Origin of the sequence: Micromonospora sp. NPDC007230 (assembly GCF_042869115.1) — a bacterium.
Taxonomy (GTDB): domain Bacteria; phylum Actinomycetota; class Actinomycetes; order Mycobacteriales; family Micromonosporaceae; genus Micromonospora.
The window spans coordinates 571,028-596,043 of record NZ_JBIAFE010000001.1 but is presented as its reverse complement, the minus strand read 5'-3'; the positions used below and the strand labels follow the sequence as shown (position 1 = coordinate 596,043).

Genomic DNA, 25,016 nt, shown 5'->3' with positions numbered 1-25,016 from the left:
GGTCCGGAGCGGGCAGGATCGTTGCGGGACAGATCGCCGGCCGACGCCAGCCACGGGGAATCGAGCAGCGATGTCGAGATGGACCACCGACAGTGCCGCGCAGCGGGTGACGGCGGTCATCGCAGAGTACGAACGCACCGGCGACCCGAGCGTCCTGTTCCGAGCGGACCTCTCCCACGAACAGCAGGCCCTCGCCGCGGCAGCCGGTGACCGCGGAACCGGACGCCAGGCGGCGCGGGCACTGGCCGGGCTCCACTGGAACCGCTACCTCAACCTGCCCGGTCTGGACGGTCTGCGGGAGCGCGGAGCGGCGGTCGAGCAGTTCCGGCGCGGGTGCCGCCGCGACCCGGACCTGGTGCCCGAGCTGATCCGGGACGAATGCCGGGGGACCGATCGGCCGGGTTCACCGCGACTGTCCGATGTCCTGCTCAGCCCGCAGCAGGCCGACCGGATCGCGGGGCTCTGGCAGCGGTACCGGGCCGGTTCGGAGAAAGCCCTCCGGATGCTCGTCACGCTGTACCGGGAATGGCTTCGGCCCCTGGAACGGGAGCGCGACGCGTCGGCCGTCCTGATCCGTGCCGCGCTGCTGACCGATCTCTCCGAAGCACTGGTCACGTTGGCCGAGGCGACCGGGGACGGGCCGACGTACGACGAGGCGCTGGACGCCGCCACGGAGGCCTTGGCGGACACCTCCGCCCAGGACCCGCACCGGATGCACCGGCTCGTCCGCCGCGGTCGCCTGCTGGAGCTCTACTTCGACCGGGGCGCCGGACCCAAGGCGCTGCAGTTGGCCGTCGGGGAATATCGCCGGGCGGCGCAGCTCAGTTGGCAGCGGCATCCCACCGATCCGCAGGTGGTGGCGCAGCTCGGCGGGGCGTTGTGCCGGCTGCACGAGGTTCCGGAGAAGGCATCGGTCCTGCTCCTGCTGGAGGCGACCGCCGCCTGGCGGGACACGGTCCACGCCGCCGCGCCGGACCGGCCCGAGGCGGCCTCGGCTCTTGAGCGGCTCAACTCGGTCGTCAACCTGCTGGCCCGAGAGATCGGCCCCGAACCGGCCCTCACGGTCGCCACCGCAGCCAACCAAGCCGAGGTGATCGACCGGCTCCTGCAGCGGGTCGAGGAGACGGACGCGCGGATCGCGGTGGACGCCTCAGCACGGGCACTGGCCGAGCGGCACGAGTCGGCCGCCCTGCTGTTCGCCACGGTGCCCGGCTTCCATCCGGCCCGACCCCAGGCCCTGCTGTCGCTCGGCCGGGCCGAGCTCGATCGCTGGGAACACGGCGGTGAGCTGGACGGCGCCGCGTGGGCGGCAACCTGGGCGCAGGTGGCCCTGGACGCCACCGGGCCGGCGCATCCGCTGTGGCGGGACGCGCTGAACCTGCTGGCGGGTGGCGCCGGCCACGCAGGAGTGCACGGGCGGGACGAGAAAATGGTCGCGGCCGCCGTGTCGGCGGCCCGCGCGGCACTGGAACTGACCGACGCGCAGCCGGACCTGCGCCCGTTCCAGCTCGTGGTCCTCGCCGACACGCTGGCCGACGCCGGCTGGCTGGCCGACGACCCGGACCTCCTCGACGAGGCGCTGCGGTACCAGCGGGAGGCCCTCAGCGAAACGTCCACCCGGCACGGGTTGTATCCGCTGCGGCTCATGAAGCTCGCCAACCTGCTGTCCCACCGGGACGTGCTGGCACCCGACGACACGCTCCTCGCCGAAGCCGTGGCGACCAGCCGGCGCGCCGTCGAGGCCCTGCCGGGTCACGATTCCCGCCGGATCGGTTTCCTGTTCAACCACGCGAGCAGCCTGTCCCGGCAGGCCGTCCGCCGCAACGACGAGGCCGGCCTGGCGATGGCCGAGCGCGCCTACCGCGAGGCGCTCGCCCTGCTGCCGCCGGACCACCCCGACCAGCCCCGGATCCTCAGCTCAGTCGCCGAGACGCGGTACCAGCGCTACCTGGTCGGCGGCGACCTCATGGTCCTGGCCGACGCCGTGGAGCTGGCCAGGCAGGCGGTCGAGGAGACCCCGCCCGAGCACCACTGGTGGTCGCTGCGGGCCGGGCTGCTGGCCCGGGCGGCCGCCGAACTGTCGAGATCGAAAGAGCCGGATGCCAACTGGGCGAGGGCCGAGGCCATCGCCACGTACGCCGCGATCGCCGCGTCGCCCAGGGCGGACGCGCAGACCCGGATCGACGCCGAACGCCAGCAGGCCGCGCTGGCCCGTGAGGCCGGCGACCCGGCCGCCCGACTGGCCGCCCTGGAGCGGGCGGTGCGGCGCATGCCGACGTCGGTCAGCCGGTCGTCGAGCGCCCGCCGTCGGCTCGGAGCCGTCGCCGCACTGGGCGGGCTGGCGGCCGAGGCCGCCGCGGTCGCGATCGCGGCTGGGGACGCCGACGGAGCCGTCGAGCTCCTGGAACGCGGCCGTGGCCTGCTGTTCCACGAGGCCCTGGGCATCCGCAGCGGGCGGGCGGAGCTGCGCACCGTCAGCCCCCAACTCGCCACAGAACTCGACCGGGTCGACCGGGAGCTGGCGGAGGCGGACGCCTACACCCACGTCCGGAAGTTCACCATCGAGGTGGAACGCCGGTCGGCGGCCGGCGACGTGTTGGGCAGCTCGACGACGGAATGGGACCCCCGACCGGTCTGGCAGGCCCGTACCCGGCAGCTCGCCGTCGAACGGGACCGGCTGATCGAGCGGATCCGCGGGCTCCCCGGATTCGCCGACTTCCTGCGTCCACCGTCGGTGCCGCGCCTGCGCCAGCGGCTCGCGGGAATGCCGGTCGTCGTGGTCAACACGCACGGCGACCAGGGCGACGCTCTCGTCGTGCCGGCGGACCCGGGGCGACCCGTGCAGGTGATCCGCCTGCCCGAGCTGTCGGAGACCGCCGTCCGGCGGCACGTCGTCGGGTGGTACGCGGCGCTGTCCGAGGCGACGGACCCGGCGGTGCCGTTCGACCGGCGCGCCTCCGCGCAAGAGCAGCTGCACGGCATCCTGGCCTGGCTCTGGGACGCCGTCACCGGGCCGGTGCTCGACCGGGTCGCTCCCGTGGACGACCCGGCACCCCGGATCTGGTGGTCCCCGGTCGGCGCGCTGGCCCGCCTCCCGCTCCACGCCGCCGGTCACCACCGCGACCCGGGCCGCAGGCGTACCGTCCTCGACCGCACCGTGTCGTCCTACACGCCGACCCTCACCGCCCTGGCGCACGCCGCCGCGGACCGCCCACGGCCACCGGCGACCGCCACGGCCGCCGTCGTCGGCGTACCGACCGCGCGGGACCTGCCGGCGCTGTCCCAGGTTCGTGCCGAGGTCGAGCACGTCGCGCGCCTGGTCCCCGGCTCGAGGGTGCTCACCGGGACCGAAGTGGCGGCGCGCGCGGTCGAGGAAGCGCTGCGGGCACACCCGATCGCGCACTTCGCCTGCCATGGCGAGGCGGACGCCGGCCTGAGCGCGATGCTGACCGGCGGCCTGCGCCTCGGCGGAGGTGGCACGCTCAGCCCGCACCGGGTCGGCTCATTCCACCTCGAGCGGGCCGAACTGGCCTTTCTCTCCGCGTGCAGCACCGCCGAGACGCACCCGACGTTCACCGACGAACCGCTGCACCTGGCCGCGGCGTTCCAGCTCGCGGGCTTCCGCGGCGTGATCGGCACGACCTGGCGTACCACGGACAGCGCCCGGATCGCCGAGGCCTTCTACGCCGGACTGACGAACGGCGGCACCCGACGCCCGGACACGGCCGCGGCGGCCCAGGTGCTCACCGAGACGGTTCGGTCCGTCCGCGACGAGTTCCCGGCGACGCCGACCCGATGGGCCGGCCACCTCCACGTCGGACTGAACCGACCACTGTGAACCGTCACGCCGCTCGCCTGTGCCGCTACCCTGGGTACCCCGCCGTGTCCGTGATCGAGGTCGCCCATGAACGAGGTTCCTCCCCGTCACCGGCTCCGGTCCGTCGCCACCACCGTCGCGGTGGCGCTGACCCTGACCCTGGCCGCCGCAGCCGGCTGTGACAACCGCCGGGAACCGCCGCTGCCGTCGGTGCTCGACAAGCTGCGCGAGTCGCACCTCGACGGTCAACCCCGGATCAAGATCGGGGTAGCCACCACCGAGCCGTTGATGGGCGAGCTGCGCAACGGCACGCACACCGGCTTCGACGTCGAGATCGGCCGCTACATCGCCTCGTCCCTCGGCTACGAGGGCGACCAGCGGATCGAGTGGGTGGCACTGTCGACCGAGGATCGGATCCCCGCCCTGCAGGCCGGCACGGTGGACCTGGTGGTGTCCAGCTTCTCCATCACCGAGGAGCGCAAGAAGCTGGTCAGCTTCGCCGGGCCGTACTTCGTCACCACCCAGGAGGTGATGGTGCCGACGCGGCTCAAGGACCGCATCCGTACCATCGAGGACCTTCGCGAGCCGGGCTACCGGATCTGCACCAGCGGCGGCTCCACCACCGAGGCCGAGCTGGAGAAGCACGCGGTCAAGGCGTACGTGGTGAAGGACGTGGGCGACTGCGTCGAGGGCATCCGGAAGGGGCGCTTCGACGCGGTCAGCTCCGACGAGACCATCCTCGCCGGCTTCCTCTCCCGGTATCCCACCGAGTTCGAGATCGTCGACATGCCCTTCGGCACCAGCGAACAGCTCGGCATCGGGGTGCCGATCGGCGACCCGGCGCTGCGGGACCTGGTCGCGTTCTTCCTGCACAAGAGCTATCTGGAGGGGCGGAGCGGGATCAGCAGCCCGTGGCTCACCGCGTACAACCGGACGCTGGGGCCGTGGCTGAAGGGCGGCCGGTCGCAGCCGCAGCCCTTGGACGTGCCCAAGCTTGTCGATTTCGACGACAAGGCACCCCGGCGATGAGCGCCCCAGCGGCGACCGTCCCGGCCAAGGCAGGTCCGCTCCCGCCCGTCCCGGCCGGCCACGACCAGGCCGAACGGCGGGCCCGGGCCAGCCAGTCGTTCTGGACGGCCGTGGTCGGTGTCCCGGCGGTGTTCTCCGTGCTCCGGCTGGGCGTCGAGGCCGGCGGGGAACTGCAGACCACCCTGCTGCTCGTCGCCAACGTCGGCACGGTCAACCTGCTCGCCGGCTTCCTCACCACGGCCGCCCGGCTGCTCTCCGCGGGGCTGGTCGCGGTCTTCGCGCTCGGCGCGGTGCTCCGGGTCAGCGTGGACCGGATGCCGCCCGGCGTCCGCCGCCCGCTCTTCGTCCGCTGGGTGGACGCCACCCCGGCCTGGTTCGCGGTGGCCAGCTTCCTGCTGGCCCTGGTCACCTGGCCGCTGCTCTACCTGCCGCTGCTCGTCCCGGCGTTCGCGGCGGCGTTCCAGCTCAGCCCGGAGCGGCTGCACGAGCAGGTGGTGCCCCGGGTGCTGCTGCTCTGCGCCGGCTTCACCGGCTATCTGTGGCTGCTCGCGCCGACCCTGCTGGACGCCTGGCAGCAGCGGGAGCTGCTCGCCCTGGTGCTGCTCGTCGTCCCGCCGGTGCTGGCTCTCTTCGTCACCGGGCCGCTGCCGGCGGCGGTGATCCGGCCACTGGCCTCGGTGACCGAGGCGGCGGTGCTGGCCACGCTGGTGTGGGCCGCGCTCCCGGTGATCAGCACCCCGGTGCTGCCGCTCACCGTCACCACGATCGAGTCGGCCCCGGGTGTCAGCGAGGACATCCGCGGCCACGTGGTGACGGTGGACGACGTCAACGTCGTGCTGCTCCAGGAGCGCGGCGGCGTCCGCTACCTGCCGGTCGACCAGGTCCGGGCCCAGGTGCTCTGCCCGAGCGAGGAGGAACTGCCCCGCCGCCAGTTGCGCATCCGCGACTTCCATGTCGAGGACTCGCTGCTGGAGGGGTTGGGTCGGCGGGTGCGCCCGGTGAACCGCATCGACGCCGCCTGCCGGACGGTAGACCGAGGGCCGGTGTAACCCCGCCGGCCCTCGGCCGCCGGGTCAGTAGGATTTCTCCTGGCCGAGCACGTGCTGGGCGACGAAGTTGAGGATCATCTCCCGGCTGACCGGGGCGATCCGGCCGGCCCGTACCGCGCCGAGCAGGGTGGCCACCCCGTACTCGGTGGTCATGCCGGCCCCGCCGAGCGCCTGGACGGCGGTGTCCACGGCGAGCGCGGCGGCCTCGCCGGCCGCGTACTTGGCCATGTTGCCGGAGACGCCCGCCTCCAGGTCGCGGCCGGCGTCGTAGAGGGTGGCCGCCTTGTAGATCATCAGGCGGGCCAGCTCCACCTGCACAGCGGCGTGCGCGAGCGGGTGGGCGACGCCCTGGTGCGAGCCGATGCTCCGGCCACCCCACACCTTGCGGGTGGTGGTGTATTCGCTGGCCCGCTCGATCGCGTACCGGCCGGTGCCGGCACCCATCGCGGCCACCGTGATCCGCTCCGGGTTGAGCCCGGAGAAGAGCGCCGGCAGCCCGGCGTCCAGGGATTCGCCGACCAGCGCGTCGGCGGGGAGCCGGACGTCGTCCAGGTAGAGCAGGAACTGGTTCTCCGGAGAGACGATCTCCATGTCCAGCTTGGACGAGGTCAGCCCCGGTGCGTCGGTGGGCACGATGAACAGCGCGGGCTTGAGTTTTTGCGGAGCCGCCTCCGCCGAGCTGGCCGGGCCGTCTCCGACGGCAACCCGGGCGACGACGAGCACATGCCCCGCCTCGTCGACGCCGGAGATGTAGCACTTGCGGCCGGAGAGCAGCCAGCCGTCGCCGTCCCGGCGGGCCACCGTGTCGAGGCGGTGGAAGTTCGACCCGGCCTCCGGTTCGGTGATCGCGAAGACGATCTTCTGGGAGCCGTCGGCGAGCCCGGGCAGGTGCCGCTTGCGCTGCGCCTCCGTGCCGTGCCTGGCGATCACGGTGGCGGCGATGGCGGGGGAGACCACGAGCAGCAGCAGCGGGCAGCCGGCCGCGGCCAACTCCTCGCAGACGATGGCCAGTTCGGTGATGCCGCCGCCCCCGCCGCCGTACTCGGTGGGGATGTTGACCCCGAGGTAGCCGAGCCGGCCGGCCTCGTGCCACAGCTCGGTGGTGTGCGCGCCGGCCTTGGCCTTCTCGACGAAGTAGCTGTGGCCGTACCGGCGGCCCAGCGCCCGCACGGCGTCGCGGAGCTGCTCCTGCTCGGAGGTGAGGTCGAAGTTCATCGCGGATCCTCCTCGGGGTCGGACGGCTCCAGGTCCCGGCGCGCCGAGCTGGAGTTGTCCACCACGGCCAGCACGGCCCCGGTGTCGACCTGGCCGCCGGACGGCACCGGCAGTTCGACGACGACGCCGTCGGCCGGGGCGAGCACGGGGTGTTCGAGCTTCATCGCCTCCAGGGTCAGCAGCAGGTCACCGGCGGCGACCCGCTGGCCGACCTCGACGTGCACCCGGGTCACCGTGCCGGGCAGCGGCGCGAGCAGCGACCCCGCCGCCAGCTCCGCCGTGGGCAGCGGGAGACGCGGCAGCTCGGTGAGGCTCGCCGCCCCGTCCGGGCCGTCCACGAAGACCGCCGACCCGACCCGGTGTACGCGGAACGTGCGCCGTACCCCGCCGACGTCGAGCACCACCCGGTCCGGAGCCGCCTCGACCAGGGTCACGGCCGGCGGCAGGCCACGGGCCGCCTCGCCGCCCGATGTGGCGTCCCGGCCCACCACTGCCGCTTCCAGTGAGGTAGGCGCCGCGCTCGGCGAGGTCGACCACTCGGCGAGCATCCCGCGGCGGTCCAGCCGGTACCGCACCTCGATCTCGCCGCCGTCCGTCCCTGCATACCGGGTGACCTGTGGAAACGCCGGCACGTTGCGCCAGCCCGAGGGCAGCCCGGCGAGCACGGTCGCCGCGGCGCGCCGACCGGCGGCGGAGGCGAGCGCGGCGGCCAGCGCGGCGAGCGGGAGCTGGTCGGCCGGGAGCAGCGGGGCGAAGACCTCCGGGTGCCGCTCCAGGAAGCCGGTGTCGATCTCCACCGCGCCGAACTCCCGGCTGTGCAGCAGCCGGACCAGCAGGTCGCGGTTGGTGGCGACGCCGTGCAGCTCGGCCCGGGCCAGCGCGCCGGCCAGGGCCCGGGCGGCCTCGGCGCGGGTGGGCGCCCAGGCGACCAGCTTGGCCAGCATCGAGTCGTAGTGCACGCTCACCGTCGAGGCGTCCGTCACGCCGGAGTCCAGCCGCAGCCCCTTAGTCGGGGTGAATTCGCCGGCCACCCCGGGAATCGCGAACCGGTGCAGGGTGCCGGTGGCCGGGCGGAAGCCCTGGCCCGGTTCCTCGGCGCAGAGGCGTACCTCGATCGCGTGTCCGTCGGCCGCCGGGGTCGCCGCCAGTGGCAGCGGCTCGCCCTCGGCGACCAGCAGTTGCAGCCGGACCAGGTCCAGCCCGGTGACCGCCTCGGTGACCGGGTGCTCCACCTGGAGCCGGGTGTTCATCTCCAGGAAGAAGAACTCGCCGGTCGGGGCGAGCAGGAACTCGACCGTGCCCGCGCCGACGTAGTCGACCGCCCGGCCGGCGGCCACCGCCGCCGCGTGCAGTCCTTCGCGCAGCTCGGACGGCACGACGGCCGGGGCCTCCTCGACGATCTTCTGGTGCCGGCGCTGGATCGAGCAGTCCCGTTCGCCGAGGGCCACCACGGTGCCGTGGGTGTCGCCGAAGATCTGCACCTCCACGTGCCGGCCGCGTTCGACGTACCGCTCGATGAAGACCGTGCCGTCGCCGAACGCCGCGGCCGCCTCGCGCCGCGCCGAGGCGACGGCCTCGGCCAGCCCGGCGGCGTCGCGGACCACCCGCATGCCCCGCCCGCCGCCGCCCGCGGCGGCCTTGACCAGCACCGGGAAGCCGGTGACCTGGTCGCCGTCGGTCCAGCTCGGCAGCATCGGCACGCCCGCGTCGGCGAGCAGCGCCTTCGCCGCCAGCTTGTCGCCCATCGCGGCGATCGCCTTGGCCTTCGGCCCGACCCAGGTCAGCCCCGCGTCGGTCACCGCGGCGGCGAACTCGGCGTTCTCGGCGAGGAAACCGTAGCCCGGGTGGACGGCGTCCGCGCCGGCCCGGCGGGCCGCGTCGAGGATCGCCTCGATCCGCAGGTACGTCTCGGCCGGCGCGTGCCCGGGCAGGCGTACGGCCCGGTCGGCCTCGGCGACGAAGGGCGCCCCGGCATCCGGGTCCGAGTGCACGGCGACCGTCTCGACGCCGAGCGCCCGGCAGGTGGCGAAGATCCGGCGGGCGATCTCGCCCCGGTTGGCCACCAGCAGTCTCCGAATCATCTCGGCCTCACATTCGGAAGACGCCGAAGCCGTCGGCGCCCCGGACCGGTCCGTTGTGGATCGCCGACAGGCAGAGCCCGAGGACGGTACGGGTGTCCCGGGGGTCGATCACCCCGTCGTCGTAGAGCCGGCCGGAGAGGAAGAGCGCCCCGGACTGGGATTCGATCTGCTCCTCCACCATCGCCCGCATCGCGGCGTCGGAGTCCTCGTCGTACTCCCGGCCCCGGGCGGCGGCGGCCTGCCGGGCCACGATGGAGAGCACCCCGGCGAGCTGTGCCGGGCCCATCACCGCCGACTTGGCGTTCGGCCAGGTGAACAGGAACCTCGGCTCGTACGCCCGGCCGCACATGCCGTAGTTGCCGGCACCGTACGAGGCGCCCAGGTTGACGGTCAGGTGCGGCACGGTCGAGTTGGCCACCGCGTTGATCATCAGGGCGCCGTGCTTGATGATGCCGCGCTGCTCGTACTCGGTGCCGACCATGTAGCCGGTGGTGTTCTGCAAAAAGACCAGCGGGGTGTCGGTGGCGTTGGCGAGCTGGATGAACTGGGCCGCCTTCTGCGCCTCCGCGCTGAACAGCACGCCGCGGGCGTTGGCGAGCACGCCGACCGGCCACCCGTGCAGCTCGCCCCAGCCGGTGACCAGCGCGCTGCCGTAGCTGGGCTTGAACTCGTCGAACTCGCTGCCGTCGAGCACCCGGGCGAGCACCTCGCGGGGGTCGAAGGGCACCTTGAGGTCGGCGCTGGCGAGGCCGAGCAGTTCCTCCGGGTCATACCTCGGCGGCTGGGGGTGCGCGGTGTGCGGCGGCGGGCCCTGCTTGCGCCAGTTGAGCCGGCGTACGCACCGCCGGGCCAGCCGGATGCCGTCCCGCTCGTCCTCGGCGAGGAAGTCGGCCAGGCCCGACCGCGTGGCGTGCATGGCCGCCCCGCCCAACGACTCGTCGTCGGTCACCTCGCCGGTGGCCATCTTCACGAGCGGCGGCCCGGCCAGGTAGACCTGGGACCGGTCCCGGATCATGATCGTGTAGTCGGACATCCCCGGGATGTAGGCGCCGCCGGCGGTGGCGTTGCCGAACACCACGCTGACCGTGGGGATCTTCGCCGCGGAGAGCCGGGTCAGGTCGCGGAACACCCGGCCGCCCGGGATGAAGATCTCCGCCTGGGTGGGCAGGTCCGCGCCGGCCGACTCGACCAGGTTGACCATCGGCAGCCGGTTGGCCAGGGCTATCTCGCCGGCCCGCCGGGTCTTGGCCAGCGACCACGGGTTCACCGCGCCGCCGCGTACGGTCGGGTCGTTGGCGACGACCAGGCACTCCACTCCCTCGACCACCCCGATGCCGGTCACCACGCTGGCGCCGACCGGGAAGTCGGTGCCGTACCCGGCCACCGGCGACAGCTCCAGGAACGGGCTGTCCGGGTCGAGCAGCAGCTCGATCCGCTCTCGGGGCAGCAGCTTGCCGCGTTTGTGGTGCCGGGTCACGTACTTCTCGCCGCCGCCGGCCCGAGCCTGGTCGAGCGCGGCGTCCAACTCGGCGAGGCGGGCCAGCAGGGCCGCCCGGTTGGCCTGGTAGGCCGGCGAGGACGGATCGAGCGAGCTGTCCAGTGTGGTCACCGGGGCGCCTTCGTTCGTGACTGCGGGGCTCGCAGACCCGGCTCACTCCTCGCGCTCACAGCCCCATGCCCTTCGCGATGATCTCGTTCATGATCTCGGTGGTGCCGCCGCCGATGCCGAGGATCCGGGCGTCCCGGTAGTGCCGCTCCACCTCGGCGTCGCGCAGGTAGCCGAAGCCGCCGTGCAGTTGCAGGGCCGCGTCGACCACGTGGTCGCAGGCGGCCACCGCCACGTTCTTGGCCATCGCCACCTCGGTCACCACCGGCTGCCCGGCGGCGACCCGCTCGGCCACGTCGTGCACGTACGCCCGGGCGACTTCGGCCCGGGTGTGCATCTCGGCCAGCCGGTGCCGGATCAGTTGCCGGCTGGCCAGCGGCCGGCCGAAGGTGGATCGGTCCCGGCACCAGCGGACGGCCAGTTCGACGCAGCGCTGCGCGATCGCGTACGCCTGGGTGGCCAGGGACAGCCGCTCGGTGGCGAAGTGCTGCATGATCGCGATGAAGCCGGTGTCCTCCGGGCCGACCCGGTTCGCCACCGGCACCCGGACGTCGGTGAAGGACAGCTCGGCGGTGTCCGAGCAGTGCCAGCCCAGTTTCTCCAGCGGCCGGCCGACCGCGAAGCCCGGCGTGCCCTTCTCGATCACCAGGAGGCTGAGCTCGCCGCTGCCCGGGAAATCGGCGCACACCGCAGTGGTCACGAAGTCCGCCCGGACGCCGCTGGTGATGTACGTCTTCGACCCGTTCACCACGTAGTGGTCGCCGTCCCGGCGGGCGGTGGTGCGGATGCCCGCCACGTCGGAGCCGCCGTCCGGTTCGGTGATCGCCAGGGCGCCGATCATCGTCCCCGCGAGGGTGGGCCGGACGTACCGGTCGATCAGGTCCTCGTTCCTGGCCGCGACCATGTGGGGGAGGGCGATGCCGTGCGTGAACAGGGCGGCGACCAGCCCGGACGAGCCGCCCGAGCGGATGATCTCCTCGGTGACCACGATCGAGTCGAGCAGGTCGCCGCCGCTGCCCCCGACCTTCTCGGGGAAGCCGATGCCGAGCAGCCCGACCTTCGCAGCGGTTTCGTGCAGCGACCGGGGCACCTCGCCGGCCCGTTCCCAGGCGTCCAGGTGCGGCAGCACCTCCTTGGTCAGGAAGGTGCGGGCGAGCTCGCGGAGCTGCCGGCGTTCCGGGGTGTCCACGATGGTCACGACTGTCCCTCCTTCATGGCCGGCCTGGCGGGCAGGTCCGCCGGCAGGTCCACGATCCGGGAGCGGAGCAGTTCGCCGAGCGCCTTGGCCTGCGGGTCGAACCGGGTGGAGGCGGCCACCCCCGGCCCGAGCAGGCCCCGGATCACGAAGTTGACCGCGCGCAGGTTCGGCAGCTCGTACCGCTCGACGGCCAGCGGGGCGGTCTCCGGCAGCAGTTCGGCCAGCCGCTCGACGGTGAGCCAGCCGCGCAGCCAGGCCCAGGTCGCGCCGGTCCGGGCCCAGACGCCCAGGTTGGCGTCCCCGCCCTTGTCCCCGGACCGGGCACCCACCAGTTCGCCGAGGGCCGCCCGCCGGGTCGGGCCCGCCGGCCGCCCGTCCCCGATGGCCGGCCCGATGGCGGACGCCGCCGTGGTCCCGTGCGGCAGCGCGGCCCCCGGTGCGGTCGTCGTCCGCGCCGGCGGGGCGATCGGCACGCGTACCCCGTCGGGCAGCACCGCCACGTGCGCGACAGCGCCCTGCGGCATGGTGTCGGCGGTGAACACGCCGTAGGGCGTCGCGTCGCCGGGCACGGTGGTCAGGGTGCAGCCCGGGTAGGAGGCCAGCGCCAGTTCCACCGCCGCCGCCGAGAAGGCCCGTCCGGCCCGCGCCCGGTCGCCGTCCCGCAGGTGTACGTGCAGCAGCGCGCTCGCCGCCTCGGTGTCGCAGGCGTCCGGATGATCGGTACGGGCCAGCACGAACTCCAGCCCCTCCGTGCCGACCGCCTCCTCCACCTGTCCCCGGACCAGGGCCGCCTTGGCCGGGATGTCCAGCCCGCAGAGCACGAATGTCATCGAGTTGCGGAATCCGCCGAGGTTGTTGACGCCCACCTTGAGCGTGTCCGGCGGGGGCGTGCCCCGGACGCCGTGGACCCGTACCCGGTCCGGGCCGTCCGGGCTGAGCCGCACCGTGTCCAGCCGGCTCACCACGTCCGGCCCGAGGTACGCCGGCCCGCCCACCTCGTACAGCAGTTGGGCGGTGACCGTCTCGGCGGTGACCGCGCCCCCGGTGCCAGGGTGCTTGGTGAGCACCGCGGAGCCGTCCGCGTGGATCTCCGCGATCGGGAAGCCGGGCCGGTGACCCCCGTCGGGCAGCTCGGTGAAGAAGCTGAAGTTGCCGCCGGTGACCTGCGCCCCGCACTCGATCAGGTGCCCGGCGACGGTGGCCCCGGCCAGCGCGTCCAGGTCGTCCCGGGACCAGCCGAAGCGGGCGATGGCCGGGCCGACCGCCAGCGAGGCGTCGGTGACCCGGCCGGTCACCACGACGTCCGCTCCCGCGTCGAGGCAGGCCGCGATGCCGAACGCCCCCAGGTACGCGTTGGCGGTCAGCGCGTCCGGCCGGGCGAGCGCGTCGCCCTCGACGTACCCGATCCGGACGCGGAGGCCGAGCCGGTCGGCGAGCGCGGCGATCGCGGCGGCCAGGCCGGCCGGGTTGAGCCCGCCGGCATTGGTCACCAGCCGTACCCCGCGGTCGAGCGCGGTGCCGAGGCAGCCCTCCAGCTGGCGGAGGAAGGTCTTCGCGTAGCCGAGGGCGGGGTCGCGCATCCGGTCCCGGCCGAGGATCAGCATGGTCAGCTCGGCCAGGTAGTCGCCGGTCAGCACGTCCAGCTCGCCGCCGTCGAGCATCTCCCGCCAGGCGGTGAGCCGGTCGCCGTAGAAGCCGGAGGCGTTGCCGACCCGTAGCACCGGGGTCATGCCGTCTCCTTGGCATGCCCGCTGCCGGCGGCCCGCTTGGCGCCGGGTGGGCCGGCGAACGCCTGCGCCACGTCCAGCCACTCGTCGGCGACCGGCCCGGTGGCGACCAGGGCCAGGTCGGTGCGGTGCCGGCGCTGGGTGACCAGCAGGCAGAAGTCGAGCGCCGGCCCGGTGACCAGGTTGGCCGCGTCCGCCGGCCCGAACGTCCAGAGCGCGCCGTCGGGCGCCGCCAGCTCCACCCGCACCGGGGCCGCCGGCACCGGGCGGCCGTGCGCGGCGAAGCCGTGCCCGAGGGTACGGAAGCCGAGATGCGCGACGTGCCGCAGGCGAGCGGTCGGCACACGCTCGACGCCGAGCGCCTCGGCCACGTCCTCGCCGTGCGCCCAGGTCTCCATGATCCGGGCGGTCACCATCGAGGCGGGTGACATCCCGGTGCCGTACCAGGGCAGTTTCTCGCCGGGCGGGGCGGCGGCCAGGGCCGCCGCGAGCGCGGCCCGGCCGTCCCGCCAGCGGGCCAGCAGCTCGGCCGGCGGGGCGAGGAACGCCGCCGCGCCGTCGTCGACCAGGCGGGCCGGGTCCGGCGCGGCCGTGACCGAGGCGAAGAACGCGGCGGCGTCGGTCGCGGCGAGGTGGGCCACGTGGTCGGTCCAGGCCAGGTGGGCGATCTGGTGGGCGACCGACCAGCCCGGTGCCGGGGTGGGCCGGTCCCACTCCACCGGGGGCAGCGGGGCGACGAGGGCGTCGAGCTGCGCGGACTCGGCGGCCAGGTCCGCGAGCAGTGCGGTCAGGTCGACCATGGTGCCTCCGGGTGGGGTGGGCGGGTCAGGGGTCAGGGCCGCGCGCTCCCGGAGGCTCCGCCGGCGTCCGGCGGGCCGTCGTCGGGCGTGAGCAGGGCGGTCAGCTGGCGCTTCCAGCTCTGCAGCAGGGCGGTACGGCGGGCCGAGTCGTCGCTGAGCAGGTTGGCCACGCCGAGGCCGCGGAGCAGGTCGAGCGTGCTCTGCACCGCTTCCCGTACGCCGGGCCGGCGCTCGTCCACCCCGAGCAGCTCCACGGTGAGCCGGTGCATCTCCCGGCCGACCCGGGCTTCGAGGGGCACCAGGGCGTCCCGCAGTTCGGCGTCGGTGCGGGCGGCCACCCACAGCTCCAGGGCGGCGACGAAGAGCGGCCCGGTGAAGGCGGCGGCGAGCAGGTCGACCACCCGGTCCAGCCGGCGTGGGCCGGCCGGCAGGGCGGCGGCCTCGGTGCGCAGCTCCGCCGCCCGGCGCTCGGTGAGGTGGGCGACGGCGGCGGTGACCAGGGCGGCCTTGGTCGGGTAATGGTGCAGCTGGGCGCCCCGGGAGACGCCCGCCCGGGCCGCCACGACGGTCGTGGTGGTGCCGGACCAGCCGCGCTCGACCAGGCACTCGACGGTCGCCGCCAGCAGCCGGGCCTGGGTGGCGCGGCTGCGTTCCTGCTGAGGGACGCGGATCGATGCGACGGACACGGGGACAGGGTGCCGCCCGCGAAACAAACAGTCAAGACTGACTTTTCAGGCGTCGGCGCGGCAGGGGGCGTGCGGGGCGCGGCGCCCCAGTGCTTCGCAGCCGCTCTGGAGCTGAATCGTCTGCGATATCGCACGCCCGACTATCCGGCCGCAGCCTGCGGCGGGTCGGCGGCGCCGCGCACAAACCTCTCCGACCCTGTTGTCCGCGTCGCCGCACGGCGTGCGGCCGACCTCGGCGACGAGCGACCCATGGCCGAGAAGCCAGCGGCGGTCAGGAGAGTCGATCGGCGGGCGCCAGCGGCGGTCGGGAGAGTCGATCGGCGGGCGCCAGCGGCGGTCGCGAGAGCCGTCGGCGGGCGTCAGCGGCCGTCGCGGGGGCCGAAGACGGCGAGGGCCTCGGCGTCGCTGTGCCGCGCGCGGAGGTACTCGTCGGCCCACTCGGCGGCGTCCGGGAAGCCGGACTCGGCCACCACCCGGGCGCAGGCGGCGTCCACGTCGTACCCGGTCCGGCGCAACTGCACGCCCGGGCCGAGCAACGCCCACCAGGCGCCCGCCCCGCCGTACGGCATGCCGACGCTGCCCGGGTTGACCACCAGCCGGCGGTCGACCAGCCGGGTGAACGGCATGTGGGTGTGCCCGCAGACCACCGTGCCCACCTCGGCCGGTACGCCGGCGAAGACCTCCGCCCAACGTTCCATCCGCGAGTCCACCAGCACGACCTCCTCGTCGTCCCGGGGCGTCGCGTGACAGAAGAGCACGTCGCCGAGGCCGGCGACGGGCAGCGTGACGGTCAGCGGCAGCGCGGCCAGCCGGGCCAGCTGGTCGTCCCGGAGCTGCTCGGCCGCCCAGTTCGCGACCTCGAACGGCGACTTCCCGCCGGCCCGCGCCTCGACCAGCTCCCGCTCGCCGTTGCCGCCCACCCAGCAGGCCCGGTCACCGAGCGCGGCGAGCCGGTCGAGCACCTCGACCGGCTGCGGGCCGCTGGCGATGTCACCGGTGAGCACGATCAGGTCCGCCGCGGCGACGTCCGGTTCGGCGAGGACGGCCTCCAGCGCCGGCAGCGCGCCGTGGATGTCGGACAGGACTGCGACACGTTCGAGCATCGCCCCAGCGTTCCCGCCGCACCGGGGCGCGGTCCAGCGATTCTGCGCCGGGCAGACGGATCGGCATCGGCCCGGTCTGCCAGGCGTGGGTCGGGGCCGGGAACGGCACGGCCCGGACCGCTCAGGGCGGGCCGGGCCGGGAACGAGCCGAAGGCCGGGTCGGACCGGCCGGGCGGGGTGTCAGACCCGCGCGCGGCGGGCGAGGCGCTCCGGGTCGAGGATGATGATGCTCTTGCCGTCCAGCCGCAGCCAGCCGCGCGAGGCGAAGTCGGCGAGGGCCTTGTTGACGGTCTCCCGGGAGGCGCCGACGAGCTGGGCGATCTCCTCCTGGGTCAGGTCGTGGGTCACCCGCAGCACGCCGCCGTCCCGGGTGCCGAACCGGCCGGCCATCTGGAGCAGGTTCTTGGCGACCCGGCCCGGCACGTCGGTGAAGATCAGGTCGGCCAGCGAGTCGTTGGTCCGGCGCAGCCGGCGGGCCAGCACCCGCAACAGCTGCTCGGCGATCTCCGGGCGGTTGTTCAGCCAGGGCCGGAGCGCCTGCTTGCGCAGCCGGACCAGCCGGGTGTCGGTCACCGCGGTGGCCGTCGCCGTACGCGGGCCGGGGTCGAAGAGCGACAATTCGCCGACCATGTCCGAAGGGCCCATCACGGCGATCAGGTTCTGCCGACCGTCCGCCGCGCGGCGGCCCACCTTGATCTTGCCGGACAGGAGGATGTAGAGACTGTCGCCGGGCTCACCCTCGTTGAAGACGACCTCGCCCTTGCGGACCTCGATCGTCTCCATCTCCTTGGCGAGCGCCTCGGCAGCCTCCGGGTCGACACCCTGGAAGATCCCGCTGCGGGCCAGTACCTCGTCCATCGCGCACCTCCGCCTGCGCGTGCCGTCCGTCGGCCGGGTCCGCCGTCCGCTGATCCCTCGCGCGCCGCCAGTCTAGGCCCACTTGAGCGGGAATCAGAGGTGCACCCCCTCGGATCATAGGCTCTGGGGCGTGCTGAGCGAGCCGTTCCTGACCACCCGTCCCGAGGACGGGTGGAACATCCCATTGCTGGTCTGGCGGGCCGCGGAGCCGCTGCTGGCGGTCGGCAGTGCCCCGCTGGGCGGTGGCATCGGCGTACGCCGGTGGGTGGTCAACGCGACCGTGCCGATGTCGTACGCCCGGGACGACCCGGCCGCCCATCTGGCCGAGCTGGCCGACGGCCTCGACCTGGCCGGGCCCGGGGTGGGGCTGCTGACCGGGGTCGACGTGGCCGAGGTGGTGGCCCGGGCCGACACCGGCGTACGGGCCTGGGCGACCGTCGGGCTGGGCACGCCCGTCTGGGCCGCCGCGCCCGCGCCCGCCACCCCCGCCCAGCGCGTCGGCACGGTCAACATCGTCGTGTACGTCCCGGCCCGGCTCAGCGAGGCGGCTCTGGTCAACGCGGTGGCCACGGCCACCGAGGCGAAGGCGCAGGCGATCTGGGAACTGGGGTTGCCGGCCACCGGCACCCCCACCGACGCGGTCACCGTGCTCTGCCGGGCCGACGGCGAGGCCGCCCCGTACGGCGGCCCCCGGTCGGCCTGGGGTGCCCCGCTGGCCCGGGCCGTGCACGCGGCCGTGCGGGCCGGCGGCACCGGCGCGGTCGTGCCCTGGTCCGACCGTCAGGCAGGCTGAGCCGGATGGGTTCCCGCTCGACCAGACGGGTTTTCCGACCGATCGGCCATCGTCGGAGCGCCTTCCGGACGGTAGCGTCGCGGTCGATGTACGCTTCCGCCACTCGCGCCTCCCGTCTCCCGCGTCGCCGCACCACCATCCTCGGCGTCCTGCTCGTCGCCCTGCTCGCCGCCGGCTGCGGCGAGTCCGGCGGGGACGGCTCGACCTGGCACCCGGGTGCGGCCGACGGGTCGGCCGGCAGCACCGTCCCGAACGAGGCGGACCAGCCGGCCAAGTCGGCGGACGAGTCGGGCAAGACGATCTCGCTGGCCGCGACCGGTGACGTGATCATGGGCAACGCCCCGGCCCGGCTGCCGGCCAACGGCGGGAAGGGCTTCTTCGACGACGTCAAGGCGGCCCTCAAGGCCGACCTCGTGATGGGCAACCTGGAGGAGCCGCTCACCGACGACACCGGCACCGGCAAGTGCGGGGCCAACGCGACGAACTGCTTCCAGTTCCGGGCGCCCCCCGGCTATGCCGCGCACCTGCGCGACGCCGGGTTCGAGATGCTCAACCAGGCCAACAACCACGGCTACGACTACGGCAAGCGGGGCTACGAGAACACCCAGGCCGCGCTGGAGGCGCACGGGCTCAAGCACACCGGCGCGCCGGACCAGATCACCGTGGCCGAGGTGCAGGGCGTGAAGGTCGCGGTGCTCGGCTTCTCGTCGTACCCGTGGTCGAACAGCCTGGTCGACCTCGACGCGGCGAAGAAGGTGGTCAAGACGGCCACCGACCTGGCCGACGTGGTGGTGGTGCAGGTGCACATGGGCGCCGAGGGCGCCGACAAGACCCGGGTCAAGCTGGGCACCGAGATGTTCTTCGGGGAGAACCGGGGCGACCCGATCCGGTTCTCGCACGCCGTGATCGACGCCGGTGCCGATCTGGTCATCGGGCACGGCCCGCACGTGCTGCGCGGGATGGAGGTCTACCGGGGGCGGCTGATCGCCTACAGCCTGGGCAACTTCGCCGGCGGTGGGAGGTCGCTGAACCCGTCCGGCCGGTTGGGCTGGGGCGGGGTGCTGAAGGTGTCGGTCAAGGCGGACGGCAGCTTCGTCGAGGGCCAGTTCACCTCGACCGCGATGAACAGCGTGGGGCGGCCGGCGATCGACCGGCAGCACCGTGGCCTCGGGCTGGTCCGCCAGGTGAGCGGGGCCGACTTCCCGAAGACGGGCCCCGAGATCGACGAGTCGGGCCGGATCAGTCCCCCGGCGGGCGCGTAGCGCCGGCCCCCGCGTGGGCCCGCCAGGAGGTCGGCCGCGCGACGTAGGCTGGCCGGCGTGACCACGCGCTCCCCCGAGACCGACCTCGGCCGTACCCGCCGCGCCCGGCGGATCGGCCGAGTGCTGACCGAGACGCACCCCGACGCGCACTGTGAACTCGACCACTCCAACGCGTTGGAGCTGGCGGTCGCCACGATCCTGTCGGCCCAGTGCACGGACAAGAAGGTCAACGAGGTCACCCCGAAGCTCTTCGCCCGCTACCGCACCGCCGCCGACTACGCCGGGGCGGACCGCGCGGAGCTGGAGGAGCTGATCCGGCCGACCGGCTTCTACCGCAACAAGACCAGTTCGCTGATCAACCTCGGCCGCGCCCTCTGCGAGCGGTACGACGGCGAGGTCCCCGGCCGGCTGGCCGACCTGGTCACCCTCCCCGGGATCGGCCGCAAGACCGCCAACGTGATCCTCGGCAACGCCTTCGACGTCCCCGGCATCACCGTGGACACCCACTTCCAGCGGCTGGTGCAGCGGTGGCGGCTGACCACCGAGACCGACCCGGTGAAGATCGAACACGCCATCGGCGCGCTGTACCCGAAGCGCGACTGGACGATGCTGTCGCACCGGATCATCTTCCACGGGCGGCGGGTCTGCCACGCCCGCAAGCCGGCCTGCGGCGCCTGCACGCTGGCGAAGCTCTGCCCGGCGTACGGCACCGGGCCGACCGACCCGGTGGCCGCCGCCAAGCTGCTCAAAGGGCCCCGCGCCCGGGATCTCGCGGCGGCTGTCGGCCTCGACCCGGACCTGGTGCCGCAGCAGGCGGTCGCGGCGGACGTGCCGTGACCGGTCGCCTCGCGTACCTGCTCGTCCCGCTGCTGCTCGCGGTGGCCGGCTGCACCGGCACCACCGCCCAGCAGGAGAGCCCGGTGCCGGCGGCCCGGCCGGAGCGCCCCTCGCCGTTCGCCGACTGCGCCCCGCTGACCGTCGCGCCGCCCTCGGCCGCCCCGGTCCCGGCCGGCAGCCCGGGTGACCCGCTGCCCGAGCTGACCCTCTCCTGCTTCACCGGGGGCGCCCCGGTGTCGCTGCGTGACGTCAAGGGGCCGGCGGTGATCAACGTCTGGGCGTCCTGGTGCCCGCCCTGCCGTAAGGAGCTGCCCGCCTTCCAGCGGCTCAGCGAGCGGGCCGAGGGCCGGTTCCAGGTGATCGGGGTGAACAGCCGGGACAGCCGCGGCGGGGCACAGTCGATCGGCGAGGACTTCGACGTCCGCTTCCCCATGCTGGTCGACCAGGGGGACGCGTTCGAGCGGGCGCTGCGCCGGAACGCCTTCCCGCTGACCGTCTTCGTCGACGCGGACGGCCGGATCCGGCACACCGACTCGACCGGCGCGCTGGACGACGCCCGCCTCGCCGAGCTGGTCCGCAAGCACCTCGGCGTGGAGGTCACGTGAGCGAGCGGAGCGAGCGAACCATTCAGCTCAGCAGCGTGGCGCCTCGCGCCGCCGCAGAGCGGAGCGTGGCGGCGGCGTGAGCGAGCGGAGCGAGCGAACCATCCGGCTCAGCAGCGTGGCGGCGGCGTGAGCGAGCGGAGCGAGACCCGGCAGCCGCCGGGGTGGCTGGACCCGCTGCTCGACCGCCTCGGCACCGCCCGGGCCGAGGACTTCACCCGGCTCACCACCCCGGAGAGCGGCGGCCGGGAGAGCGCGGTGCTGGTGCTGCTCGGCGAGGAGCCGGGGGCCGGCCCGGACGTGCTGATCCTCCAGCGCGCCGCAACGCTGCGCAACCACGCCGGGCAGCCGGCCTTCCCCGGCGGCGCGGCCGACCCGGAGGACGCCGACGCCAGCGCCACCGCGCTGCGCGAGGCGAACGAGGAGGTCGGGCTCGACCCGGGCAGCGTCACCGTCCTGGCCGAGCTGCCCCGGCTCTGGATCCCGGTCAGCGACTTCGTGGTCACCCCGGTGCTTGCCTGGTGGCACGCCCCGCACCCGGTGCACCCCCGCGAGCCGGCCGAGGTGGCGCACGTCGCCCGGCTGCCGGTCGCCGAGCTGGTCGACCCGGAGAACCGGATGCGGGTACGCCATCCGAGCGGCTGGATCGGACCGGCCTTCTCGGTACGCGGGTTGCTGGTCTGGGGCTTCACCGCCGGGGTGCTGAACACGCTGCTGGAGATGGGCGGCTGGGCCCGTCCGTGGCCGCGTTCCCGGGTGGTGGAGCTGCCCCCGACCGGGGCTGCCCCAGCGCCCTCGGCCGGCACCGACGAGGTCGACGAGAGCCCGGTCCGCTGAGCCGTCGCGGTGACCTCCACCGACCGGACGGTCACGTTCCGCGAGCGCTGAGCCCCCGGCGGGCCCGCTGCCCGTACCCTTGACGGGTGTCGGCCGTGGATCTGGTCCTGCTTCTGCTCATGCTCGTGTTCGCGATCAGCGGATACCGCCAGGGCTTCGTCATCGGGGCGCTGTCCTTCTCCGGCTTCTTCCTCGGCGCGCTGCTGGGGCTCCAGGTCGGCCCGCTGGCGGCCCGGCAGTTCACCGACAGCGGCGCCCGGGTGCTGATCTCCCTGGTGGCGATCTTCGGGCTCGCCGTGATCGGCCAGGCGCTCGCCGGCTGGCTCGGTGCCAACCTGCGGGCCGCGATCACCGGCCGCGCCGGGCGGAAGATCGACGACATCGGCGGGGCGCTCATCTCGGTCTTCGCGGTCATGCTGGTGGCCTGGCTGGTGGCGGTGCCGCTGGGCTCCTCGTCGCTGCCCTGGCTGGCCTCCTCGGTCCGCAACAGCGCCCTGCTCACCGTGGTCGACCGGGTCCTGCCCGACAAGGCGCAGCAGCTCTCCACGGCGCTGCGCGACACGGTCGACACCAATGGCTTCCCGGACGTCTTCGGTGACCTGGCGCCGACCCGCGCCCGCCAGGTCGCCCCGCCGGACCCGGCGCTGGCCGGCTCCGAGGTGGTGGCGAACAGCCAGCGGTCGGTGGTGAAGGTGCTGGGCTCGGCGCCGAGCTGCGCCCGCCGCATCGAGGGCTCCGGCTTCGTGTACGCGGACGACCGGGTGATGACCAACGCGCACGTGGTGGCGGGCACCCGCTCGGTGGCGGTGGAGCTGCGCGGCGAGCGGTACGACGGCGAGGTGGTCGTCTACGACCCGGCCCGGGACCTGGCCGTGCTGCACGTGCCGGGGCTGCCCGGTCCGTCGCTGCGCTTCGCCGCCGGGTCGGCCGGCAGCGGGGCGGACGCCATCGTGCTGGGCTTCCCCCTCGACGGCCCGTACGACGCCCGCCCGGCCCGGATCCGGGACGTCGACCGGATCACCGGGCCGGACATCTACTCCTCCGGGGACGTGACCCGGGAGATCTACACGATCCGGGCGCTGGTGCGCAGCGGCAACTCGGGCGGGCCGCTGGTCTCCTCGAACGGGCTGGTGCTCGGGGTGATCTTCGCGGCGGCGGCCGACGACCCGAACACCGGCTTCGCGGTGACCGCCGCCGAGGCCCGGTCGGTGGCGCTGGCCGGGGCGGAGCGTACCCGGGCGGTCGGCACCGGCGACTGCACCTGAGCCGACCGGCGGCGCCCGACCGCCCGACCGGCGCGGGCAGCCCCACGCCCGGGCGGTCGGTCGGACCGACCTACAGTTGCGTGCCGTTCCGGCGGGGATCGGCGAGTTCCGGCTCGACGCCCTCGCGGACGGTCCGCGCCCGGCGGTGACCGGTCCGGGCCCGCCATGTGCTGAAGGCGGCCGTGGTGGCGGCGAGCACCGCCACGCCGAGCAGCCACCCGCCCACCACGTCGCTGGTCCAGTGCACTCCCAGCGCGATCCGGCTGAGGCCGGTCACCACGGCGATCAGCACCGCCGCGGCCCAGAGCGCCCAGCGCAGCAGCCGCCGGCTCCGGGTGAACGGCAGGAAGACCAGCAGCAGCACCCCGGCGGCCAGGGTCGCGTTCAACGCATGCCCGGACGGGAAGGCGAACCCGGCCGCCCGGGCCACCGGGTCGAGCAGGTCCGGCCGCTGCCGGCCGACCAGCACCTTGAGCAGGGCGCCGAGCAGGCCGCCGACGGTCATCGTGGTGACCGCCCAGAGGGCCAGCCGCCGGGCCCGGCGGAGCAGCAGCCAGGCCACCACGACCGCCGTGGCGGCGCGCAGCGGGTTGGGCGCGAAGACGTCCGTCCAGACGCTCATCAGCCGCACCCATGCCGGGTGGTGGAGGGCGTACCGGTGCAGCGCGTCGGTGACCGTGACGTCCAGCCGGAACAGGGGTGGCCAGGCGGCCAGCACCAGGAGCGCCAGCAGGGCGAACGGCACCAGCACCAGGAACGCCGCGGCGGCGGCCAGGGTGAGCCGGAGCCCCAGCGAATCGTCCGGGTCCAACCGGCGGGTCCGCCAGGACCGCTGGCCGCCCGCAGCCGACGCGTTCATGTGCTGACCACTACCCACGGCAGCTCCCGGCCAGACCGCGGCCCGGTCAGCGGCGCGACTGGCGGAACCGGCGGACCACCAGCGCGGCACCGGTGACCAGGGCGACGAACAGGGCGAGCCCGGTCCAGAGCCGCTCCGGCGCCGGGTCGTCGGTCTGGCCGGCCGGGTGGGCCGCCCACGGGGGCTGCTTCTTCGGCGCGGCGAAGTCGAACGGATTGGCGCCCTGCCCGGCGGCGGCCCGGGTGTCCGGCCCGGTGCCGGGTGCCGGGCCGAAGCCCACCACCCCGGGGGAGTCGTTGTCGTCGAGCGGGTTGCGCCCCACCGACGGCACTTCCGTGGTCAGCGCGGCCACCGGGTCCACCATGCCGTAGCCGAACCGGTCGTCGCGGCCGGTCGGGCCCAGGTCCCGCGCGGTCTTGATGATCCGGTTGACGACGTCCCCGGCGGACATCCGCGGGTACCGGGCGCGGATCAGGGCGGCGGTCGCCGCGACCAGCGGGGAAGCGAAGCTGGTGCCCTGCACCCGCCAGTAGCCGCTGTCGGGGCGGGCTCCGTAGAGCGCGGTCGCGGGCGCGGTGACCACGGTCTCGTGGCCGGTGATCGAGCCGGACCACAGGTTCTTGGTGTTGCGTTCCAGGCCGGCCACGGCGATCACGCCCGGTTCCCGGGCCGGGTACCAGACCTTGGGGCTGTTCGAGGTGGCCAGGTTGCCGGTGCAGGCGACCACCACGACGTCGCGAGCGAAGGCGTAGTCGAGGGCGGCGGCCAGGGCTGGGCTGTCGCTGCTGCCGCCGAGGGACAGGTTGATCACGCGGGCGCCGTTGTCGACCGCCCAGCGCACCCCCTTGGCGACGATCATCGCGTCGTCGTACCGGTTCTCGTCGTCGAGCACCCGGACCGGGAGGATCTTGGCATCGGGCGCGAGGCCGACCACGCCCCGGTCGTCGTCGGCGCGTCCGGCGATCAGCCCGGCGACCGTGGTGCCATGACCCACCGGGTCCGGGCCGTCGGCCCCGTCCGGCGAGACCATGTCGATGCCGGGGAGCACCTGGCCGGCCAGGTCCGGGTGGGAACCGTCCACTCCGGAGTCGATGACCGCGACCACCACACCGCGTCCGGTCGACCCACGCCAGGCGGTCTTCGCCCGCAACTCGTCGAGCTGCCACTGCTCCTCGCGGACCTGGTCCACCCGGCTGGGCGCCGGCGACAGCCAGGCCGGCCCCGGGGCGGCGGTGGCCGGGGCGGCGTGCGCGGGCGGGGCCAGCGGGCCGGCCACGGTGGCGAGCGCACCCGCCGCACCGAGCAGCGCGCGCCCGACGAGCCGTCGGGCCGCCCTCGCTGACTGCCGATCCCCGGTCACATTCCCCAGCCGTTCATCGCCACCGAAACATG

Annotated in this window: 20 protein-coding genes; 9 read left to right on the top strand and 11 right to left on the bottom strand. The window is 74.4% G+C overall.

Annotation, left to right across the window (positions count from 1 at the left end; genetic code table 11):
- Positions 1-70: 70 nt before the first annotated feature.
- The 3 genes from ACFYML_RS02880 (at position 71) to ACFYML_RS02870 (ending at position 5,895) form a co-directional block, all read left to right on the top strand.
- A complete protein-coding gene (locus ACFYML_RS02880) occupies positions 71-3,838 on the top strand; it encodes a CHAT domain-containing protein (RefSeq protein ID WP_387418950.1) in 3,768 nt (1,255 codons plus the stop codon).
- 66 nt (positions 3,839-3,904) lie between these two features.
- Positions 3,905-4,846, top strand: coding sequence for a transporter substrate-binding domain-containing protein (locus ACFYML_RS02875; protein WP_387418949.1), 942 nt, complete (start codon positions 3,905-3,907; stop codon positions 4,844-4,846).
- The gene (locus ACFYML_RS02870; protein ID WP_387418948.1) at positions 4,843-5,895 is read left to right on the top strand and encodes a hypothetical protein; all 1,053 of its coding nucleotides are present in this window, start codon (positions 4,843-4,845) and stop codon (positions 5,893-5,895) included. The genes ACFYML_RS02875 and ACFYML_RS02870 overlap by 4 nt, the downstream gene beginning before the upstream one ends.
- Positions 5,896-5,919: 24 nt before the next feature.
- Here ACFYML_RS02870 and ACFYML_RS02865 read toward each other — a convergent pair whose 3' ends face one another.
- From ACFYML_RS02865 to ACFYML_RS02825, 9 genes are all read right to left on the bottom strand, one after another.
- Positions 5,920-7,110, bottom strand: coding sequence for an acyl-CoA dehydrogenase family protein (locus tag ACFYML_RS02865; protein WP_387418947.1), 1,191 nt, complete (start codon positions 7,108-7,110; stop codon positions 5,920-5,922).
- Complete coding sequence (locus ACFYML_RS02860; protein ID WP_387418946.1) at positions 7,107-9,191, bottom strand: biotin carboxylase N-terminal domain-containing protein; 2,085 nt, start codon at positions 9,189-9,191, stop codon at positions 7,107-7,109. Before ACFYML_RS02860 ends, ACFYML_RS02865 begins: the two co-directional genes overlap by 4 nt.
- Before the next feature lie 7 nt (positions 9,192-9,198).
- Complete coding sequence (locus ACFYML_RS02855; protein ID WP_387418945.1) at positions 9,199-10,800, bottom strand: acyl-CoA carboxylase subunit beta; 1,602 nt, start codon at positions 10,798-10,800, stop codon at positions 9,199-9,201.
- A gap of 55 nt (positions 10,801-10,855) precedes the next feature.
- A complete protein-coding gene (locus ACFYML_RS02850) occupies positions 10,856-11,995 on the bottom strand; it encodes an acyl-CoA dehydrogenase family protein (RefSeq protein WP_387418944.1) in 1,140 nt (379 codons plus the stop codon).
- Positions 11,992-13,725 carry an acyclic terpene utilization AtuA family protein gene (locus tag ACFYML_RS02845; protein ID WP_387418943.1) on the bottom strand — a complete coding sequence of 578 codons (1,734 nt, stop codon included), beginning with the start codon at positions 13,723-13,725 and terminating at the stop codon, positions 11,992-11,994. The genes ACFYML_RS02850 and ACFYML_RS02845 overlap by 4 nt, the downstream gene beginning before the upstream one ends.
- Positions 13,722-14,522, bottom strand: a complete 801-nt coding sequence (locus ACFYML_RS02840) for a TIGR03084 family metal-binding protein (protein WP_387418942.1) — start codon at positions 14,520-14,522, stop codon at positions 13,722-13,724. Before ACFYML_RS02840 ends, ACFYML_RS02845 begins: the two co-directional genes overlap by 4 nt.
- 32 nt (positions 14,523-14,554) lie before the next feature.
- Positions 14,555-15,208, bottom strand: a complete 654-nt coding sequence (locus ACFYML_RS02835; RefSeq protein ID WP_387418941.1) for a TetR/AcrR family transcriptional regulator — start codon at positions 15,206-15,208, stop codon at positions 14,555-14,557.
- Between the two features lie 359 nt (positions 15,209-15,567).
- A complete protein-coding gene (locus ACFYML_RS02830; protein ID WP_387418940.1) occupies positions 15,568-16,311 on the bottom strand; it encodes a metallophosphoesterase family protein in 744 nt (247 codons plus the stop codon).
- A 180-nt stretch (positions 16,312-16,491) separates the two neighbouring features.
- Positions 16,492-17,169 (bottom strand): Crp/Fnr family transcriptional regulator, encoded by a 678-nt coding sequence (locus ACFYML_RS02825; RefSeq protein WP_007073398.1) that lies wholly within the window; start codon positions 17,167-17,169, stop codon positions 16,492-16,494.
- Positions 17,170-17,299: 130 nt separating this feature from the next.
- Here ACFYML_RS02825 and ACFYML_RS02820 point away from each other — a divergent pair, with 130 nt between their 5' ends.
- The 6 genes from ACFYML_RS02820 (at position 17,300) to ACFYML_RS02795 (ending at position 22,765) form a co-directional block, all read left to right on the top strand.
- Positions 17,300-17,962 carry an adenosylcobinamide amidohydrolase gene (locus ACFYML_RS02820; protein WP_387418939.1) on the top strand — a complete coding sequence of 221 codons (663 nt, stop codon included), beginning with the start codon at positions 17,300-17,302 and terminating at the stop codon, positions 17,960-17,962.
- Positions 17,963-18,048: 86 nt separating this feature from the next.
- Positions 18,049-19,224 (top strand): CapA family protein, encoded by a 1,176-nt coding sequence (locus tag ACFYML_RS02815; protein ID WP_387418938.1) that lies wholly within the window; start codon positions 18,049-18,051, stop codon positions 19,222-19,224.
- A gap of 57 nt (positions 19,225-19,281) precedes the next feature.
- Positions 19,282-20,061 carry an endonuclease III gene (gene nth, locus ACFYML_RS02810; protein WP_357439480.1) on the top strand — a complete coding sequence of 260 codons (780 nt, stop codon included), beginning with the start codon at positions 19,282-19,284 and terminating at the stop codon, positions 20,059-20,061.
- Positions 20,058-20,666, top strand: coding sequence for a TlpA family protein disulfide reductase (locus tag ACFYML_RS02805; protein ID WP_387418937.1), 609 nt, complete (start codon positions 20,058-20,060; stop codon positions 20,664-20,666). The genes nth and ACFYML_RS02805 overlap by 4 nt, the downstream gene beginning before the upstream one ends.
- A 126-nt stretch (positions 20,667-20,792) precedes the next feature.
- Positions 20,793-21,500, top strand: coding sequence for an NUDIX hydrolase (locus ACFYML_RS02800; protein ID WP_387418936.1), 708 nt, complete (start codon positions 20,793-20,795; stop codon positions 21,498-21,500).
- An 86-nt stretch (positions 21,501-21,586) separates the two neighbouring features.
- Positions 21,587-22,765, top strand: a complete 1,179-nt coding sequence (locus ACFYML_RS02795) for a MarP family serine protease (RefSeq protein WP_357439488.1) — start codon at positions 21,587-21,589, stop codon at positions 22,763-22,765.
- Positions 22,766-22,835: 70 nt separating this feature from the next.
- Here ACFYML_RS02795 and ACFYML_RS02790 read toward each other — a convergent pair whose 3' ends face one another.
- Both ACFYML_RS02790 and mycP read right to left on the bottom strand, forming a co-directional pair.
- Positions 22,836-23,624, bottom strand: coding sequence for a phosphatase PAP2 family protein (locus ACFYML_RS02790; RefSeq protein ID WP_387419024.1), 789 nt, complete (start codon positions 23,622-23,624; stop codon positions 22,836-22,838).
- A 46-nt stretch (positions 23,625-23,670) separates the two neighbouring features.
- Positions 23,671-24,984 (bottom strand): type VII secretion-associated serine protease mycosin, encoded by a 1,314-nt coding sequence (gene mycP, locus ACFYML_RS02785; protein ID WP_387418935.1) that lies wholly within the window; start codon positions 24,982-24,984, stop codon positions 23,671-23,673.
- Positions 24,985-25,016: the final 32 nt, after the last annotated feature.

Excerpts from the sequence above, each read along its gene's own strand:
- ACFYML_RS02880 (WP_387418950.1), top strand. The coding sequence starts at position 71 with ATGTCGAGATGGACCACCGACAGTGCCGCGCAGCGGGTGACGGCGGTC.
- ACFYML_RS02875 (WP_387418949.1), top strand. The coding sequence starts at position 3,905 with ATGAACGAGGTTCCTCCCCGTCACCGGCTCCGGTCCGTCGCCACCACC.
- ACFYML_RS02870 (WP_387418948.1), top strand. The coding sequence starts at position 4,843 with ATGAGCGCCCCAGCGGCGACCGTCCCGGCCAAGGCAGGTCCGCTCCCG.
- ACFYML_RS02865 (WP_387418947.1), bottom strand. The coding sequence starts at position 7,110 with ATGAACTTCGACCTCACCTCCGAGCAGGAGCAGCTCCGCGACGCCGTG.
- ACFYML_RS02860 (WP_387418946.1), bottom strand. The coding sequence starts at position 9,191 with ATGATTCGGAGACTGCTGGTGGCCAACCGGGGCGAGATCGCCCGCCGG.
- ACFYML_RS02845 (WP_387418943.1), bottom strand. The coding sequence starts at position 13,725 with ATGACCCCGGTGCTACGGGTCGGCAACGCCTCCGGCTTCTACGGCGAC.
- ACFYML_RS02840 (WP_387418942.1), bottom strand. The coding sequence starts at position 14,522 with ATGGTCGACCTGACCGCACTGCTCGCGGACCTGGCCGCCGAGTCCGCG.
- ACFYML_RS02830 (WP_387418940.1), bottom strand. The coding sequence starts at position 16,311 with ATGCTCGAACGTGTCGCAGTCCTGTCCGACATCCACGGCGCGCTGCCG.
- ACFYML_RS02825 (WP_007073398.1), bottom strand. The coding sequence starts at position 17,169 with ATGGACGAGGTACTGGCCCGCAGCGGGATCTTCCAGGGTGTCGACCCG.
- ACFYML_RS02815 (WP_387418938.1), top strand. The coding sequence starts at position 18,049 with ATGTACGCTTCCGCCACTCGCGCCTCCCGTCTCCCGCGTCGCCGCACC.
- ACFYML_RS02790 (WP_387419024.1), bottom strand. The coding sequence starts at position 23,624 with ATGAACGCGTCGGCTGCGGGCGGCCAGCGGTCCTGGCGGACCCGCCGG.